This window comes from Vibrio sp. Vb0598 (genome assembly GCF_033338935.1).
In the GTDB taxonomy this organism is placed as follows: domain Bacteria; phylum Pseudomonadota; class Gammaproteobacteria; order Enterobacterales; family Vibrionaceae; genus Vibrio; species Vibrio alginolyticus.
Window position 1 is genome coordinate 40,239 of sequence record NZ_JAWOTP010000028.1, and the last position, 14,631, is coordinate 54,869.

Here is a 14,631-nt window from a genome sequence, read left to right on the forward strand (position 1 = left end):
TCGGTGTCCGTTGAAGAACTTATTAATATAATCCTTTATAAAGATTATAGGTATTCTACAGATTTATGGGCGTTTTGGTGGTTGAATGTTTGGCACCGGAATAGCAAAGGCCTGTTGCAAATGCTCCCCACCGAGTTGACGACAGTATCTCAACGTCAGTGGGTCACCATCATTTTTGAGTAGTGCAAGTGAGTTAATGCAGTCCACCAAATCCGCTTGTTGCTGCTTTTCTAGTTGCAGCTCAAACTGCAAGGTCTCACGATACAAAGCGTCATTGACTTGAGACTTAAGATGGCGACGAAGGTCGCGAAAGGAGTGAAGTAAAGTTTCGCTTCTACCTAGACAGTCTTGCACCAAGGGCCAGTCTTTTTCTTGGAAAATGAGTTGCTGCTCATCGAGCCATCTGAGCAGCAGGAGTAGGTTCACGTTACCGTGGTAGTTGTTTTGCAATGATAAGCACGCCTCTTTCACTTCTCGCACACCATAAAATTGCAGACTGAACTGCCAAAGGTGTTCTAGGGTGAGTGTGTATTCAGCGTGTTGATTACTCATTGATTAAACTCTAGCTCCATCTGCTCCAATGTTTCTTGAGCAGACATCCATTCCATTTCAATTTCTTCGAGCTCAGCCTTACTAGAAGCTTGAAGTGCCAGCACTTGGTTAAGTTTAGCTTTATTTTCGGCCGCATACAGTGAGTTGTCCGCCAATTGTTCTTCAGCTTCGGCCAGTGCAGCACCTAACTTATCCATTTTATTTTCTAGTTGTGTCAGCGTTTTGCGAATTGGCGCTGTCTGTTTTCGAAACTCTGCATCGCGACGTTTTTGCTCTTTTTTCGCTGCCGCGCTGTTGGCGCTATCTTTGGCTGGCTGTGCGGCTTGTGCTTCTTTGCGTTCCGCTCTTTGTTGTTCGGTTAACCATTTATAATAGTCATTTAAATCACCGTCGAACGGAGCAACTTGTCGATCATGCACTAAATACAAGTCATCGGTCGTAGCACGCAATAGGTAACGGTCGTGCGAAACAATCACCATCGCACCTTCGAATGTTTGCAGTGCCATCGTCAATGCCTGACGCATGTCCAAATCCAAGTGGTTGGTCGGTTCATCAAGTAGCAACAGGTTTGGCTTTTGCCACACAATTAAAGCCAATACCAAACGGGCTTTTTCGCCACCAGAAAACGGCGCAACTCTTTCTAGTGCTTTGTCACCTTGGAAGCCAAAGCTACCTAGGTAATCACGTAGCTGCTGTTCGGTTTGATCGGGTGCGATTTGCATCATGTGTTGCAGCGGCGTTTCTTCAGGATGAAGCGTTTCTAACTGGTGCTGAGCGAAGTAACCAATTTTCACGCCTTGTGAGTAAGTTAGGTCACCACCTTGCGCGTTAAGTTCACCAGAGAGCAGCTTGATTAAGGTCGATTTACCCGCACCATTACGGCCGAGTAGACCAATACGACTGCCAGGAACCAAGTTCAAGCGGATCTTCTCTAAGATGAGGTTGTCACCGTAACCTGCAGATACTTCATCCATCATCATGATTGGGTTTGGCAGCGCAGCTGGCTCACGGAATTGAAAGCTAAATGGGTTATCGAATTGAGCTGGCAGTACTTTTTCCATGCGCTCCAAAGCTTTGATACGGCTTTGGGCTTGGCGCGCTTTTGATGCTTTGTAACGGAAGCGGTCGATGTAGCTTTGCATGTGCGACATCTGCTTCTGTTGCTTTTCAAACATCGCTTGTTGTAACACCATTTTTTGCGCACGTTGGTTTTCGAATGACGAGTAGTTACCCGTGTATTCGTTCAGCTGCTGATTCTCGATGTGAATGATGCGACCAACAATTGGATCAAGGAAGTCTCGGTCGTGCGAGATCAGAATCAGCGTGCCAGGGTAGTTTTGTAGCCAACGCTCTAACCACATTACCGCATCCAAATCCAAGTGGTTGGTTGGTTCGTCGAGTAGCAGTAGATCAGAACGACACAATAGCGCTTGAGCCAAGTTAAGACGCATACGCCAACCACCCGAGAATTGGGTCAAACTCCAACTCATTTGCTCTTGGCTGAACCCTAAACCATCGAGCAGTTCTGCCGCGCGAGCGCGAATGCTGTAACCACCAATGGTTTCAATTTTACCGTGTATCTCGGCAACTAGGGTTCCGTTGTCTTGTGTTTCTGCTTCAGCTAACTGCTTTTCGAGAGCGCGGTATTCGCGATCACCATCAATGACGTATTCCAGTGCAGTGCGCTCTAGCGCAGGCGTTTCCTGTGCGACCCAGGCCAACTCCCAATGTTGAGGTTGGCTAAATGAGCCTGCATCAATTGACAGTTCATCTTTCAGTAGGGCAAACAGCGTTGATTTACCGCAGCCGTTTTTGCCCACAAGACCGACTTTATCGCCAGGGTGAATAGTCGCAGAAGCTTGGTCTAAAAGAGGTTTACCGCCACGCAGTAACTGAATATCAGAGAAGGTAATCATAAAGTTTTCATTCACTTTGCGCAGTGCGCGTTGCTTGGTTACATAGCGAAGTGGTTTCAATCGTTTTTAAAGCCACTTGGGTATATATCTAGCGGTGAATAGTAGGGGTATTGACCGGAAAAGTCGATTGATTCGCTTTAATTGCATTATGCTGTACAAAAAAGTATAACAATTTGATAACGGATAAAAATAACCACAAGGACGACCATTTGGCTGTTGCACCGTCTATTCTCCCAAAAGTTCTGGTCATTTATGCTCATCCAGAGCCACATAACTCGATTGCCAATCAAGTGATGATAAAAAAAGCTCAGTCGCTTGATCACGTCACTGTGCACGATCTTTACGGTGTTTACCCCGATTTCTTTATTGATGTGAATTACGAACATGAGTTGTTGCTCGCTCACGATGTGATTGTATTTCACCACCCACTTTATATGTATTCATGTCCAGCCCTATTAAAAGAGTGGCTAGACCGAGTGTTAGGTAAAGGCTTTGCGTTTGGCGGAGGTGCGGCGCTAGAAGGAAAATACTGGCGCAGTGTCATTACAACAGGTGGTAAAGAAGAAGCCTTCAGCGCGAAGGGGTACAACAAATACCCACTTGAGCAAATCTTGCAACCGTTTGAACTGACGGCAGCCCTATGTCAAATGCACTGGATTGAACCACTGGTGTTGTATTGGTCAAGAAATGTTTCAGATATTGAACGCTACGAACATGCCGAGTTATACCGTGGATGGCTGAGTAACCCACTTGAAAACTGGCAAGCGGCAGAGCGAGGAGGTCAGTATGGCGATCACCAGTGAGTTTCTTCAAAGCAGTGTGGTCTTTCTTTCGGCTGCGGTTATTGCGGTGCCGATTGCTCAGCGCCTTGGGCTTGGCTCGGTTTTAGGTTATTTACTCGCTGGTGTGTTGATTGGCCCATGGGGGCTTGGCTTAATTAGCGACGTTGATGCCATTTTGCATTTTGCCGAGCTTGGGGTTGTGTTGTTACTGTTTTTGATAGGGCTGGAATTAAACCCTAAAAAATTGTGGCAGATGCGAGGGCCGATTTTAGGTTTAGGCGGTGCGCAGGTTGTGGTCACGACCGCCGTGATTGGTAGTGTCGTCAGTATGTTTGGCGTAAGCATGCAAGTGAGTTTGGTGATCGGGATGGGGTTGGCGCTGTCCTCGACGGCGATTGCGCTTAAAGTCATTGAAGAGCAAGGGCTTAATGGTACCGAAACGGGGCAATCTGGTTTTGCGGTGCTGCTCTTTCAAGATATTGCAGTGATCCCGATGCTGGCGATGTTGCCCTTGCTAGCAGGCGGGCATAGTGGTGGAAGTTGGTTGGATGTCTTCACTATTTTAGGCAGTGTGGTAGCACTGTTGATTGGAGGTCACTTTTTACTACGTCCGCTATTTCGTTTTGTCGTGATGAGCGGCGTTCGTGAGCTCTTTACCGTTGCTGCACTTTTAGTCGTGCTTGGCATTTCGGTCGTGATGCAAAAGCTCGGCCTTTCGATGGCATTGGGGACTTTTTTAGCAGGCGTTTTGCTGGCAGAGAGTGAGTATCGCCATGAGTTGGAAATCGCTATCGAGCCATTTAAAGGTCTGTTGTTGGGGTTATTCTTTATTGCGGTGGGCATGGCGGTAAACTTGGGGTTATTGGCATTACATCCTTTAGAGATTCTCGGTGCGGTGGTGGCTTTGGTCGTGGTTAAGGGTTTGGTTTTGTATGCATTGGCGAGAGCTGCCCGTGTCGGAGCCAAAGCGAGAAGCCGTATGGCTGCAATTTTGAGCCAAGGCGGTGAGTTTGCCTTTGTCATATTTACCGCGGCGAGCCAAGAGGGCATTTTGTCCAAAGAGCAAGTGGCGTTTCTGTTGGTGGTGGTCAGTCTATCCATGGTGACGACTCCTCTTTTGCTGATGGGACAAAAGAAGTGGTTTGCTCATACCCTGAATCAAGAAGAAGAGGGCATGACCACGAAAGTCGTGGATCGCCGACCACGCGTTATCATTGCAGGCTTTGGACGTTTCGGTCAGATCGTCGGACGTTTAATGTATGCCAATAAAATCAAAGTGACAGTATTAGAAAGTGATGCCAGCCAAATCCACCTATTACGTAAGTATGGTTACAAAGTGTTTTATGGCGATGCTACACAAATTGACCTATTGAGGGCTGCTGGCGCTGATAAAGCGGAAGCATTGATTATTTGTACTGATTCACCTGATGAGGTGATGGCCATCGTGGACATTTGTCGCGTGCACTTCCCGAAACTTAAGTTGTTAGCCCGAGCAAGAAGCCGTGTCGAGGCTTACCAGTTAATGAGTCATGGTGTAGAGAATTACTCTCGTGAAACATTTTTAGGGGCGCTAGATCTCGGTCGCCAAGCGCTCGTAGAACTGGGTATGCATCCTTATCAAGCAAAGCGGGCAGAAGCACATTTTCGCAAGTTAGATAATGCTATGCTTAAGGACTTATTGCCTCAACACAATGAAGATAAGAAATTAGCTCAAAGAGCGAAAGAGGCCCGCAAAGAGCTAGAAGAAATATTTGGTCGTGAAATGGAGAGCGACCATCAGTCACCTAATCATTGGAAGTAGTACTTGAGCCAAGACTCAAGCTAAGGAAATAGCGTGAAAATCAAGAAACGTTTTATTGCCGGCGCTAGCTGCCCAAATTGCAGCCAGCAAGATACCCTGCGCTGGTGGATTGAAAATAACATCGAATTAGTTGAGTGTGTCGAGTGTGAGTTTACAGAGCAGCGTAAACCACAATCTGTAGAGAAAAATAAACACTCAGATCAGGAAATGATCGGAATTTTTAAGCCGGAGTAATTGAACTTCGATAATTGATCCCCATAATACACCCAGATATCTCAGTACTTAACCCCATTCAGGTTAAGTCAATTAATCTCCCTGGAGTTAGTATGAAAATTGAAAAGAACGTTGTTGCAAGCCTTGCATACAAAGTAATGATGGAAGACGGTGTCGTTGTTGATCAATCAACAGCAGAAGCACCTCTAGATTACCTTCACGGTCACAACAACCTAATCACAGGTCTTGAAAAAGAACTTGAAGGTAAAGTGGCTGGCGACAAGTTCTCAGTAACGGTAGCTCCTGAAGAAGCTTACGGTGAGCACAACGATGCGCTAGTACAGCGCGTTCCTGCGGACGTGTTCCAAGGCGTTGAGCAAATCGAAGTGGGCATGCGCTTCCTAGCTGACACTGACCAAGGTCCAATCCCTGTTGAAGTAACAGAAGTTGACGGCAACGAAGTGGTTGTTGACGGTAACCATATGTTAGCTGGTCAAACACTAACTTTCGAAGTAGAAGTTATGTCTACACGTGAAGCAACAGCAGAAGAGATCGAACACGGTCACATCCACCAAGGTGGTGGCTGTTGTGGTGGTCACGATCATGACCACGATCACGAAGAAGAAGGCGGCTGCTGTGGCGGCGGTAGCTGTGGTTCTCACTAATCATAAGCTCCTTCACTAGATAATCTTATCTAGCAAAGCTTTGAAAAGCGCAAGTTGAGTTTTCAACTTGCGCTTTTTGTTTATCTAAGGTGTAGTGCCAACCATACAAGGAATAACAGTTGGACAAAGTGATGACGAAACCTTTCTCGATTGCCATTCATGGTGGTGCGGGCACCATCTTGCGTGAACAGATGAGCGATGAGCTGCAACAATCCATCTTGGCGGATTTAGAAGCTGCGGTAAAAGCGGGACATCAAATTCTAGACACGGGCGGTGAAGCCTTAGATGCCGTCGTAGCGGCAGTGAAAGTATTGGAAGACTCTCCTAACTTTAATGCGGGTAAAGGCTCAGTGCTGACCAACAACGAAATGGTTGAAATGGACGCTTCTGTGATGGATGGGCGAAACCTTGCAGCAGGCGCGGTCGCTGGGGTTCGTCATATCAGAAACCCAATTGAGCTCGCTCGTGACGTGATGCGAAACAGCAATCATGTGCTGTTGGTGGGTGAGGGCGCAGAGAAGTTTGCTTTTGAGCAAGGCCATGAGTATACCGAGCAAGATTACTTCTTTACTGATCGCCGTTATGAGCAGTTGCTGTCTATGCGTGAGAAAGGACTGTTTGCTTTGTCGGAATCTCGTTACCCAGATGACCGTAAGCACGGTACGGTTGGTGCGGTAGCGTTAGATCAACAAGGCAACTTAGCCGCTGCCACCAGTACGGGTGGCGTGACGAATAAGAAATACAACCGAGTCGGAGATTCGGCTCTTATTGGTTGTGGTACGGTGGCCGAAAATGGCGTCGTGGCAGTTTCCACTACGGGTGTCGGCGAGTTCTTTATTCGTAAACGTGTTGCGGAAGACGTTGCAGCACGTATGCGTTACTTACAAGAAGATATTCATACGGCTTGTGAACACATTATCCAAGGTGATCTCAAACAGATGGGCGGAGAGGGCGGTTTGATTGCCATTGATGCTAAAGGTGAGATGCACTTTGCGATGAACAGTTCTGGCATGTACCGAGCAGGCATTAATACGCAAGGCGAGCTGAGCGTTAAAATCTACGCCGACGAATAGCTTCCTCTTGAGTACCTTCTTAAGTAATTAATACAACAAAGCCCAGAACATGTTCTGGGCTTTATGCTATTTGAGCCTGCATTTTAATAATGCGGTGGTGGGGTTTCTTCTGACGGATCGGCTAAATTCGACGAGTCCATATTTTTTACTTTACCTACCACATATTTCATCTGATCGAGCATCTTGGTAATTTGCAGTTGTTGCTGCGATAAAGCGCCGTTCAGATCTTCAATAGTCTGTTCTTGGAACGCAAGCTGACATTCTAAGTCATTAATGCGTGCTTCCAATTGCTGAATGATTTTTTCTGTCATGATCCGTTCTCTAACTGCCAAGCTTGGGCAATACCTGCTGAAGTAGCAGTAATTACGCGTTGTTTTGAATCAAAGGCTGCATCATACACGACCGCACGGGGAGGGCGAGTGTCTTTTTTGGGCTCCACTTCAAATCCACTCATTCGTTTTCCGGTTTGAGTATCCCATATCGACACACGGCCAGAAGGGCTTCCTGTGACTAGTTGAGTCCCGTCGTCAGAAAATCGTGCGGTAGAGAAAATTAATTGGCGTGACCAACTGCTCAACTGTGTGACTTCTTGTCCAGTTTTTAAATTCCAAACAATCGCTTGGTTTCCGCCATCAGATGTCATTGCTAATTTTCCATCTCTTTGCAGGGCCACGCGAACAATTCGTTGTTCATGTTCGAAGGTTCGTAGTACTTGTCCGGTTTCGGTATCCCACAGATACGCTTTATAGTCATTACCTCCGGTTAGGGCGAAGCGCCCATTAGGAGAAATGGCCACGGAATTGACTTTTTCACGATGCGCAAGGAACTCCATGCGACGCCCGGTGACTAAGTTGACATAAATTGCTTTACCGTTGGATAACCCAAGCAGAACTTGTTCACCATTACTGGTGATATCAACGTCGCGAATGAGCGCATCAGAAATAGACCAAAGGCCTTCGGATTGCGTCCAGCCTAGGTCCCAAACTGCGAAGTTCATTTGGCTTGCTGTAATTGCGTAGCGACCATTGTCAGATATGCGGATATGGGAAACCACATTGGCATCGGCATCGAGTTCACCCAGGTTGGCTAGTTGTTCATTTTGCTCTAGGTCCCACAACATCAAATGACGTTGTTGAGAATAGAGCAGAGCAAACCGTCCATCTCTGCTAAGTGCGAAGCTCGTCGCACCTTGAGGTTCTATCGGCCAACGCTGCACTTCACGCTCGGCGAAAAAGCAACCATTTAACGTGGTGATGACAATTAAATATAGGAATAAATGAAAAATTCTTTGCATCACATCTAATAATCCGGTTTGTGTCTTAAGACATATAGCTAGTATATTGGTATAACGATTGTCTTCACTAGTCTCATAGAAGATTTGTGCACAACAACCAATGGCAGAGCCATTATTGGGAGAATTTAATGAAATCAGTTTTAAAAGTGTCGCTACTTGCTGCAACAGTTATGCTAGCGGTAGGTTGTCAGAAAGAAGAAACTAAAACAGAAACCGCACCTCAAGCAGAACAAGTTCAAGCAGAAACCGGTAAAGCGGTTCACTTTAAAACCGACGACGACAAAGCGGCATACGCAATCGGTGTTTCATTTGCTAACTACCTAAGCACAAGCATCGACAAGCCAAGCGAAATCGGCATTAATCTTAACAAAGATTTGGTACTAAAAGGTATCGAAGACGTCTTCAAAGGCAATGCTGAATTGAATGAAGAAGAAACACGTGCAGCACTAGAATCTCTAGACAAGCGTGTTGCAGAAAAGATGCAAGCACAAGCGGCTGAGAAAGCAGCTGAAGCGAAAAAAGCTGGCGATGATTTCCGTGCTGAGTTTGAGAAGCAAGAAGGCGTAGTGAAGACAGATACAGGTCTTCTATACCAAGTAATGACACCAGCTGAAGGTGAGAAGCCAAAAGACACTGATACGGTTCAAGTACACTACAAAGGTACTCTGATCGACGGTACTCAGTTCGACAGCTCATACGATCGTGGTGAACCTGCAACGTTCCCACTTAACCGTGTAATCCCAGGTTGGACAGAGGGTGTTCAGCTAATGCCTGTGGGTTCTAAATTCAAATTCGTTATCCCGCCAGAGCTAGCATACGGTGACCAAGACACACCAAGCATTCCTGCTAACTCAACGCTAGTATTTGAAGTTGAGCTGCTAAAAGTTGAGAACGACAACGCAGAGCAATAACAATAAGCTGCGATAAGTTATTGAAAAAGGTCCGTTTAACGGGCCTTTTTTGTTCTAGGTCACTAGTTGGTGAGTTTGCTAGGTTGCTTTTCAAATTTTCTGATAAACTTACACCAATTTGTTGATTTTTCGCTCGAAGGCTTATGACAATTACAGAAACAATAAACGCGGAGATGTTGCTCGAAATGGAATCCGTTAACGTGATGCCGTTTACCGAGCACGACAAAATCATTTTAAGATCTTATGAGGCGGTCGTGGATGGTATCGCCAGCCTGATAGGTCCATTTTGTGAAATCGTTCTTCACTCTCTAGAAGACTTAAATACCTCTGCAATTAAAATCGCTAACGGTGAAAACACGGGGCGCCAAGTCGGCTCACCAATCACTGATTTAGCGCTTAAGATGCTAAAAGACATCGAAGGCTCGGAGCGCAACTTCTCACGTTCGTACTTTACCCGTGCAAAAGGTGGCGTGTTGATGAAGTCGATTACTGTCGCTATTCGTAATGGCGAAAATCGCGTGATTGGTTTGTTGTGTATCAACGTCAACTTGGATGCGCCTTTCTCGCAAGTCCTTCAGTCTTTCATGCCGACGCAAGAAGCGAAAGAAGCGGCTTCCTCGGTCAACTTTGCTAGTGACGTAGAAGAGCTGGTGGACCAAACTGTTGAACGCACCATCGAAGAGATCAATGCGGATAAATCCGTGTCTAACAACACCAAAAATCGCCAGATCGTGATGGAGTTGTACGACAAAGGTATCTTCGATATTAAAGATGCCATCAACCGTGTCGCGGATCGCCTTAATATTTCAAAACACACCGTTTACTTGTACATTCGTCAACGTAAAACCGAGGATGATGAAAGGTGAGTAAACTGACTTACACGTTAGTGGTGAATGGTCCCGTTTATGGCAGTCAGTCAGCGCGCAGTGCTTATCAGTTCGCCAAAGCGTTGATAGAGCAAGGCCATCAGCTAGTGAGCGTCTTCTTTTATCAAGATGGTGTGACTAATGGTACTGCTTTGAGTGTGCCAGCTAACGATGAATTTGATCTCAATAAGGCGTGGCAGTCTTTGGCTAAAGAGCATGGTGTTCGCCTAGAAACTTGTGTCGCGGCCGCTTTGCGTCGCGGCATTGTAAGTGAAGAAGAAGCGAATCAACATGGTTTGGTACAGAACAATCTAGCCGATGGTTTTGAACAAGCAGGCTTAGGTAGCCTAGCTGAAGCGATGTTAACCCAAGACAGAGTGGTACAGTTTTGAGTCAGTTAACTTATCTATTTCGTAGCGCGCCACATGGCAGTGCAGCTGGTCGTGAAGGTGTGGATGCACTGTTAGCCGCGTCGGCTTACTGTGAAGATATCAGCGTCATTTTCATGGGTGACGGGGTATACCAGCTTCTACTCGGGCAAGACCCCAACAATATTTTGAGTAAAGATTACGCGCCGATGTTAAAGCTTTTCGATTTATACGACATCGAACAAGTCTTTGTGTGTTCAGAGTCGTTAACCCAGCGAGGTTTAGCGCAAGCGGATTTAGTCATTGAAGCCCAAGCGTTAAGCTCAGAACAGCTCAAAGATAAGTTACAACACGCTGGCAAGCTACTGTCTTTTTGAGGAAGTTATGTTACACATCATAAAAACAGTCTCTGCTCTAGAAGACGCCATGCCCTTATGCAGTGAACAGGATGACATCTTACTTATAGAAGATGCAGTGTACGCTGCTAACTCGCAACATAAAGCATTTTCCCATCTAAAAAACCGCAGCGTATTTGTGTTAGAGAGCGATGCGCAAGCTCGCGGTATTGCAAATCGTATCAGTCCATCGCTGACGATTGTGAATTACTCAGGCTTCGTTGAACTAACAGCAAAACAGGATAAATCCCTAACTTGGGATTGAACAAGATTTGCTGTCGACAAAGCTTTACGGATGAATTGTTCTAATTGAACAAAAAAGATCCGTATATTTCTTGACACACCTCTCACTGCTGCATAGAATTTTGCGTCCCTAACTGCATTGGCAGTTGGGGATAGATTTTTCACAAAGCTTACTTTCAAGTAAATCAGGAGCTAGTTAATGGCAACTATTAACCAGTTGGTACGTAAGCCACGTGCAAAGCAAGTTGTTAAAAGCAACGTGCCTGCACTAGAAGCGTGCCCACAAAAACGTGGTGTATGTACTCGTGTTTACACTACTACACCTAAAAAACCTAACTCAGCACTTCGTAAAGTTTGTCGTGTACGTCTGACAAACGGCTTCGAAGTTACATCGTACATCGGCGGTGAAGGTCACAACCTTCAAGAGCACTCAGTTGTTCTAATCCGTGGTGGTCGTGTTAAAGACCTTCCAGGTGTGCGTTACCACACTGTTCGCGGCGCACTAGACTGTGCTGGCGTAAATGACCGTAAACAAGGTCGTTCTAAGTACGGTGTGAAGCGTCCTAAGTCTTAATGGATTCCGTTAAGTAAGGCCAAACACTAAATTATTTTTAATTTTTTGAAAAAACTGAAAAGTTTTGGATAAAACCTGAAGAAGACAACGGAGATAAATCCATGCCACGTCGTCGCGTCATTGGTCAGCGTAAGATCCTTCCAGATCCAAAATTCAAATCTGAATTGCTGGCAAAATTCGTTAACATCCTAATGGTTGACGGTAAAAAATCTACTGCAGAGAAAATCGTTTACACTGCACTAGATGCTATGGCTGAAAAGTCTGGTAAAGACCACTTAGCTATTTTTGAAGAAGCTCTTGAAAACGTTCGCCCAGCGGTAGAGGTTAAATCTCGCCGTGTTGGTGGTTCAACTTACCAAGTACCTGTAGAAGTACGTCCGGTTCGCCGTAACGCACTTGCTATGCGTTGGTTGGTTGAAGCTGCGCGCAAGCGTGGTGAAAAATCTATGGCTCAACGCCTAGCTGCTGAAATGCTAGACGCGTCTGAGAACAAAGGTACTGCGGTTAAGAAACGTGAAGACGTTCACCGCATGGCTGACGCAAACAAAGCGTTCGCTCATTACCGTTGGTAATGCCTTCTGTGCTGCGAGGTTCTCTCGCAGCACTTTTCTATACTCTAAGGTACACCTTAGTAAGAGGATACAATCGTGGCTCGTAAAACTCCTATTGAGCTATACCGTAATATCGGTATCTGTGCTCACGTAGATGCAGGAAAAACAACCACAACTGAGCGTATTCTGTTCTACACTGGCCTTTCTCACAAAATCGGCGAAGTTCACGATGGTGCAGCAACCATGGACTGGATGGAGCAGGAGCAGGAGCGTGGTATCACTATCACATCCGCTGCGACTACTACATTCTGGCGTGGTATGGAAGCACAGTTCCCTGAGCATCGCGTAAACATCATTGATACCCCTGGACACGTTGACTTTACTATCGAAGTAGAGCGTTCTCTTCGTGTACTTGATGGTGCTGTGGTTGTGTTCTGTGGCTCATCTGGTGTTGAACCTCAGTCTGAAACTGTATGGCGTCAAGCAGACAAATACCACGTTCCACGTTTGGTATTTGTAAACAAGATGGACCGTGCGGGCGCAGACTTCCTACGCGTTGTGAACCAAATTAAGAATCGTCTTGGTGCGACTCCTGTTCCAATCCAGCTGAACGTTGGTGCGGAAGATGAGTTCAGAGGTGTCATCGACCTTATCAAGATGAAAATGATCAACTGGAATGATGCCGATCAAGGCACTTCGTTTACTTACGAAGACATCCCAGCTGACATGATTGAACTTGCTGAAGAGTGGCGCAACCACATGGTTGAATCCGCTGCTGAAGCTAGCGAAGAGCTGATGGACAAGTACCTTGAAGAAGGTGAATTGACTGAAGCTGAGCTCAAACAAGCTCTACGTACTCGCACACTAAATAACGAAATCGTACTGGCTACTTGTGGTAGTGCGTTTAAGAACAAAGGTGTTCAAGCGGTACTGGATGCAGTCGTTGAGTTCTTGCCATCGCCTGTTGACGTACCTGCAATTAAAGGTGTCGACGAAAGAGAAAATGAAGTTGAGCGTCATGCTGACGACAACGAACCTTTCTCAGCGCTAGCGTTTAAGATTGCGACTGACCCATTCGTGGGCACGCTAACTTTCATGCGTGTTTACTCCGGTGTTGTAAACTCGGGTGACGCTGTTTACAACTCAGTAAAAGAGAAGAAAGAGCGTTTCGGTCGTATCGTTCAGATGCATGCGAATAAGCGTGAAGAAGTGAAAGAAGTTCGCGCTGGTGATATTGCAGCTGCTATCGGTCTGAAAGACGTAACAACAGGTGACACACTGTGTGATCAGAACCACAAAGTGATTCTAGAACGCATGGAGTTCCCTGAACCAGTTATTCAGATTGCTGTAGAGCCTCGTTCTAAGGCAGACCAAGAGAAAATGGCTATCGCGCTAGGTAAACTAGCCGCGGAAGATCCATCATTCCGCGTGGAAACGGATGACGAATCAGGTCAGACTCTGATCTCAGGTATGGGTGAACTTCACCTAGACATTATCGTTGATCGTATGAAGCGTGAATTCAGCGTTGATTGTAACGTTGGTAAACCTCAGGTTGCTTATCGTGAAACCATTCGTGGTAAAGCGGAAGTTGAAGGTAAGTTTGTTCGTCAATCAGGTGGTCGTGGTCAATACGGTCATGTTTGGGTCAAACTTGAGCCTTCTGAGCCTGGTGAAGGTTTCGTATTCGTAGACGAAATCGTGGGCGGTGTGATTCCTAAGGAATACATCAGTTCGGTATCGAAAGGTATCGAAGAGCAAATGAATAGTGGTGTTCTAGCGGGTTACCCTGTACTAGATATTAAAGCTACACTATTTGATGGTTCTTACCACGATGTAGACTCAAGCGAGATGGCGTTTAAGATCGCTGGCTCGATGGCATTCAAGAAAGGTGCACTAGAAGCACAACCTGTGATTCTAGAACCTATGATGAATGTCGAAGTAACCACTCCGGAAGACTGGATGGGTGACGTTGTTGGTGACCTAAACCGTCGTCGCGGTATCATTGAAGGCATGGACGAAGGTGTGGCTGGTCTTAAGATCATCCGTGCTCAAGTACCACTATCCGAAATGTTCGGTTACGCAACTGATCTACGTTCTGCAACTCAAGGCCGTGCGTCTTACTCTATGGAGTTTCACGAGTACGCTGAAGTGCCGAAAAACTTCGCAGATAAAATTATTGCAGAGCGTGGTTACTAATTGACGATTGAACTGCAAAAAGTTTACGACTTTTTGCGAGATCAGGGCGTCCAAATATTGCGCTAACGGGCGTTGGCGCATAAAATAACAATTTCTGGCGCGTCGTCGATCAATAATGATCACGACGAATCATAACTAGGAAGGAACACGATCGTGTCTAAAGAAAAATTTGAACGTACGAAACCGCACGTTAACGTTGGTACTATCGGCCACGTTGACCACGGTAAAACA

General features: G+C 46.0%; 17 protein-coding genes. 13 read left to right on the top strand and 4 right to left on the bottom strand.

Annotated features, from left to right (window positions below; all coding sequences use genetic code 11):
* Positions 1–63: 63 nt before the first annotated feature.
* Positions 64–552 carry a TIGR02444 family protein gene (locus tag R7Q38_RS20915; RefSeq protein ID WP_033907158.1) on the bottom strand — a complete coding sequence of 163 codons (489 nt, stop codon included), beginning with the start codon at positions 550–552 and terminating at the stop codon, positions 64–66.
* Positions 549–2,468 carry an ABC transporter ATP-binding protein gene (locus R7Q38_RS20920; protein ID WP_054579314.1) on the bottom strand — a complete coding sequence of 640 codons (1,920 nt, stop codon included), beginning with the start codon at positions 2,466–2,468 and terminating at the stop codon, positions 549–551. The genes R7Q38_RS20915 and R7Q38_RS20920 overlap by 4 nt, the downstream gene beginning before the upstream one ends.
* A gap of 209 nt (positions 2,469–2,677) precedes the next feature.
* Between R7Q38_RS20920 and kefG the strand changes: the two genes are divergently transcribed.
* From kefG to R7Q38_RS20945, 5 genes are all read left to right on the top strand, one after another.
* Positions 2,678–3,271 (top strand): glutathione-regulated potassium-efflux system ancillary protein KefG, encoded by a 594-nt coding sequence (kefG, locus tag R7Q38_RS20925; protein ID WP_017821749.1) that lies wholly within the window; start codon positions 2,678–2,680, stop codon positions 3,269–3,271.
* The gene (gene kefB / locus R7Q38_RS20930) at positions 3,255–5,051 is read left to right on the top strand and encodes a glutathione-regulated potassium-efflux system protein KefB (RefSeq protein ID WP_017633740.1); all 1,797 of its coding nucleotides are present in this window, start codon (positions 3,255–3,257) and stop codon (positions 5,049–5,051) included. The genes kefG and kefB overlap by 17 nt, the downstream gene beginning before the upstream one ends.
* A 33-nt stretch (positions 5,052–5,084) precedes the next feature.
* Positions 5,085–5,285, top strand: coding sequence for a YheV family putative zinc ribbon protein (locus R7Q38_RS20935; protein ID WP_005381449.1), 201 nt, complete (start codon positions 5,085–5,087; stop codon positions 5,283–5,285).
* Positions 5,286–5,377: 92 nt separating this feature from the next.
* Positions 5,378–5,929, top strand: coding sequence for a peptidylprolyl isomerase (slyD, locus tag R7Q38_RS20940; RefSeq protein WP_005381451.1), 552 nt, complete (start codon positions 5,378–5,380; stop codon positions 5,927–5,929).
* 131 nt (positions 5,930–6,060) lie between these two features.
* The gene (locus R7Q38_RS20945; RefSeq protein ID WP_031812779.1) at positions 6,061–7,002 is read left to right on the top strand and encodes an isoaspartyl peptidase/L-asparaginase family protein; all 942 of its coding nucleotides are present in this window, start codon (positions 6,061–6,063) and stop codon (positions 7,000–7,002) included.
* 83 nt (positions 7,003–7,085) lie between these two features.
* On the opposite strand, the gene R7Q38_RS20950 is transcribed toward R7Q38_RS20945, so the two are convergent.
* Together R7Q38_RS20950 and R7Q38_RS20955 are read right to left on the bottom strand one after the other, a co-directional pair.
* Positions 7,086–7,313 (bottom strand): SlyX family protein, encoded by a 228-nt coding sequence (locus R7Q38_RS20950; RefSeq protein WP_005381455.1) that lies wholly within the window; start codon positions 7,311–7,313, stop codon positions 7,086–7,088.
* On the bottom strand, positions 7,310–8,296 hold the full coding sequence (locus tag R7Q38_RS20955) for a WD40 repeat domain-containing protein (protein WP_017633742.1): 987 nt from the start codon (positions 8,294–8,296) through the stop codon (positions 7,310–7,312). Before R7Q38_RS20955 ends, R7Q38_RS20950 begins: the two co-directional genes overlap by 4 nt.
* 128 nt (positions 8,297–8,424) lie before the next feature.
* Here R7Q38_RS20955 and fkpA point away from each other — a divergent pair, with 128 nt between their 5' ends.
* The 8 genes from fkpA (at position 8,425) to fusA (ending at position 14,400) form a co-directional block, all read left to right on the top strand.
* A complete protein-coding gene (fkpA, locus tag R7Q38_RS20960; RefSeq protein WP_017821751.1) occupies positions 8,425–9,207 on the top strand; it encodes an FKBP-type peptidyl-prolyl cis-trans isomerase in 783 nt (260 codons plus the stop codon).
* Positions 9,208–9,350: 143 nt separating this feature from the next.
* Positions 9,351–10,073 carry a transcriptional regulator gene (locus R7Q38_RS20965; protein ID WP_239938445.1) on the top strand — a complete coding sequence of 241 codons (723 nt, stop codon included), beginning with the start codon at positions 9,351–9,353 and terminating at the stop codon, positions 10,071–10,073.
* Positions 10,070–10,465: a sulfurtransferase complex subunit TusD gene (gene tusD, locus R7Q38_RS20970; protein ID WP_017633744.1), complete on the top strand. Its 396-nt coding sequence runs from the start codon at positions 10,070–10,072 to the stop codon at positions 10,463–10,465. Before R7Q38_RS20965 ends, tusD begins: the two co-directional genes overlap by 4 nt.
* Complete coding sequence (tusC, locus tag R7Q38_RS20975; protein ID WP_005382801.1) at positions 10,462–10,818, top strand: sulfurtransferase complex subunit TusC; 357 nt, start codon at positions 10,462–10,464, stop codon at positions 10,816–10,818. The genes tusD and tusC overlap by 4 nt, the downstream gene beginning before the upstream one ends.
* Positions 10,819–10,825: 7 nt before the next feature.
* Complete coding sequence (tusB, locus tag R7Q38_RS20980) at positions 10,826–11,101, top strand: sulfurtransferase complex subunit TusB (RefSeq protein WP_005382799.1); 276 nt, start codon at positions 10,826–10,828, stop codon at positions 11,099–11,101.
* A 177-nt stretch (positions 11,102–11,278) separates the two neighbouring features.
* Positions 11,279–11,653, top strand: a complete 375-nt coding sequence (rpsL, locus tag R7Q38_RS20985) for a 30S ribosomal protein S12 (RefSeq protein ID WP_004399892.1) — start codon at positions 11,279–11,281, stop codon at positions 11,651–11,653.
* 101 nt (positions 11,654–11,754) lie between these two features.
* On the top strand, positions 11,755–12,225 hold the full coding sequence (rpsG, locus tag R7Q38_RS20990) for a 30S ribosomal protein S7 (protein ID WP_005382796.1): 471 nt from the start codon (positions 11,755–11,757) through the stop codon (positions 12,223–12,225).
* A 75-nt stretch (positions 12,226–12,300) separates the two neighbouring features.
* Positions 12,301–14,400: an elongation factor G gene (gene fusA / locus R7Q38_RS20995; protein ID WP_005382794.1), complete on the top strand. Its 2,100-nt coding sequence runs from the start codon at positions 12,301–12,303 to the stop codon at positions 14,398–14,400.
* The last annotated feature ends 231 nt before the right edge of the window (positions 14,401–14,631 follow it).

What these genes read in the sequence shown, in the direction of transcription:
- R7Q38_RS20915 (WP_033907158.1), bottom strand. Translation starts at nt 552, where the DNA reads ATGAGTAATCAACACGCTGAATACACACTCACCCTAGAACACCTTTGG.
- R7Q38_RS20920 (WP_054579314.1), bottom strand. Translation starts at nt 2,468, where the DNA reads ATGATTACCTTCTCTGATATTCAGTTACTGCGTGGCGGTAAACCTCTT.
- kefB (WP_017633740.1), top strand. Translation starts at nt 3,255, where the DNA reads ATGGCGATCACCAGTGAGTTTCTTCAAAGCAGTGTGGTCTTTCTTTCG.
- slyD (WP_005381451.1), top strand. Translation starts at nt 5,378, where the DNA reads ATGAAAATTGAAAAGAACGTTGTTGCAAGCCTTGCATACAAAGTAATG.
- R7Q38_RS20945 (WP_031812779.1), top strand. Translation starts at nt 6,061, where the DNA reads ATGACGAAACCTTTCTCGATTGCCATTCATGGTGGTGCGGGCACCATC.
- R7Q38_RS20950 (WP_005381455.1), bottom strand. Translation starts at nt 7,313, where the DNA reads ATGACAGAAAAAATCATTCAGCAATTGGAAGCACGCATTAATGACTTA.
- R7Q38_RS20955 (WP_017633742.1), bottom strand. Translation starts at nt 8,296, where the DNA reads ATGCAAAGAATTTTTCATTTATTCCTATATTTAATTGTCATCACCACG.
- fkpA (WP_017821751.1), top strand. Translation starts at nt 8,425, where the DNA reads ATGAAATCAGTTTTAAAAGTGTCGCTACTTGCTGCAACAGTTATGCTA.
- R7Q38_RS20965 (WP_239938445.1), top strand. Translation starts at nt 9,351, where the DNA reads ATGACAATTACAGAAACAATAAACGCGGAGATGTTGCTCGAAATGGAA.
- tusB (WP_005382799.1), top strand. Translation starts at nt 10,826, where the DNA reads ATGTTACACATCATAAAAACAGTCTCTGCTCTAGAAGACGCCATGCCC.
- rpsL (WP_004399892.1), top strand. Translation starts at nt 11,279, where the DNA reads ATGGCAACTATTAACCAGTTGGTACGTAAGCCACGTGCAAAGCAAGTT.
- rpsG (WP_005382796.1), top strand. Translation starts at nt 11,755, where the DNA reads ATGCCACGTCGTCGCGTCATTGGTCAGCGTAAGATCCTTCCAGATCCA.